The organism is Pelagerythrobacter rhizovicinus (assembly GCF_004135625.1).
GTDB lineage: Bacteria > Pseudomonadota > Alphaproteobacteria > Sphingomonadales > Sphingomonadaceae > Pelagerythrobacter > Pelagerythrobacter rhizovicinus.
Genome location: NZ_SDPV01000003.1, coordinates 1 through 1,832, shown reverse-complemented (window position 1 = coordinate 1,832; position 1,832 = coordinate 1). Strand labels below are relative to the sequence as shown.

General features: G+C 63.9%; 1 protein-coding gene. It reads right to left on the bottom strand.

The genetic code is table 11. The features are described 5' to 3' along the window. A partial coding sequence (locus ETX26_RS14210) for an RHS repeat-associated core domain-containing protein (RefSeq protein ID WP_165271781.1) occupies positions 1-1,832 on the bottom strand: 1,832 nt, incomplete at both ends.

The window sequence follows — 1,832 nt, the reverse complement described above, 5'->3', positions numbered from 1 at the left end:
GCCGATGCCGTCCCTGTTCTCGTCCCAGACATAAATTGTATAGCTGCCGACCACGAGCGTGCATCCGGTTGCTTGCGTCCCGGTTGGGTCGGTAAAGTTCACCGGATCGCTTCCGACGTAGTTGTACAGATTCATCCCGTCGGCATATCCGATGGGATCGGTCTGGAGGAACCGGCCGAGGGTGGGCGAGTACATACGAGCCTTGTAGTAGTAGAGGCCCGCTTCCCCCAGCCACACCTGCCCGGTGTACTGGAACCGCCCGAGGTTGTCGTCGGCAGGGATGCCATACTCGTCGTAGGCGTTGGCCTGAAGCAGCGCTCCGCTCGCATTCGACACCGCGATGATCGAGCCACGCTCGTCGGCGTGGAGGAACCGGCGGTTCGTCGTGCCTGAGCCTTCGTACCACACGATCGGACTGTCGATCCCGGGGCCGTGGACATAGCGGCGTTGCAGCTGGTTCGCGGTATTGTACTCCCCGATCATCGCGACCCCGTCATACCCGAACCGCGTGGTCGCACCGCCGCTGGTCAGATCGTCCACCTGCCACAGCCGCCCGAGCGGATCGTAGACCATGCTCGCTGCGCCCGTCACCCCGGTGAGCAGGTTCTCGCTGGTATAGGCGAACGTATCGGTCCCCGAGTTGGCCAGGTTGCCGCGCGCGTCGTAGGTCAGCGTTGTCCCACCCGCGCTGGTCAGCTGGTTGCGGCCGTTGACCGTGTAGGTCCGGTCGACATTGTAGAGCCCGTCGAACGCATAGGCATCGTTCGACTGTGTGGTCTGCGTCAGCTGCCCCGCGGGGTTGTAGGTAAAGCCGCGCGTGTTGTCGGCCGATGTCCCGGCCAGGTTCGCCGCGATCGACGACAGCCGCCCCACCGGATCGAACGCCACCGCCTGGCTTGCGCCGTTGGCAAAGGTCACCCCGGTCGGCTCGCCTTGCGCGTTGTAGCCGTAGCTTGCCAGCACGGTGGAGCCGTTCTCGCGGATCGTCTTGATCGAGCCATCGGAGTGATACTCGTAGGTGACATAGAATCCGTCAGGCCAGGTCATCCGCGTGCGGCGGCCCGCGGCGTCGTACTGATAGCCAACCGTCCCCAGCGGGCCCGACTGGCCGGTGTTGCGCCCCAGCGCATCGTGCGCGAACGCCAGCGTCTGGCCGCCTTGCACCGCGCTCGTCAGCCGGTTCATCAGGTCGTAGGCATAGGTCGCATCGGGCTCGCTGCCGGGCAGGTTCTTGGAGATCAGCCGGTTCAGCGCATCGTAGCCGTAGCCGATCGTCTGACCATCACGCAGACGCCGCGCCGTGACGTTGCCGGCCGCATCGTAGCCCAGTTGCTCGTAGTCTGATGCGTTGGACGTGTTCTTCGTGGTGGGATGCGGGTAACGCGTCTGCCGCAAGCGATCATGGCCATCGTAGATATAGGTCGTCCGGTTGCTCTCCCCATCGGTGAGAGTCTCCGTGCGGCCGTTCGGCGTGAACGTCGCAGCGAACTCGTCGGCAACATCGATCGTGCCGAGCGCCGACTGCATCCGAGTCACGCGCCCGCTGGCATCGTAGTGATTCCTGGTGATGCGATCAGGGCCAAAGCTGCCCGTGGTTCCCGGCGAACAGGCGCTTGCCGGCAGCGATGCGTAAACTGCCGGGTTCATCCGGATTGCTGTGCACACAAGGCGATTGTCGCTGTCGTAGCTGAACTGTGTCAGCGAATAAGTGGTGCTGCCGGATTTGAGTTTGCGTGAGGCAACGTTCCCGTTTGTGTCATAGGCGATCTCGATCACGCCCGTCACCGCCATGGCATTGAGCGCAGCTTCCGTCGCCGCGTTCGCATGGCCGG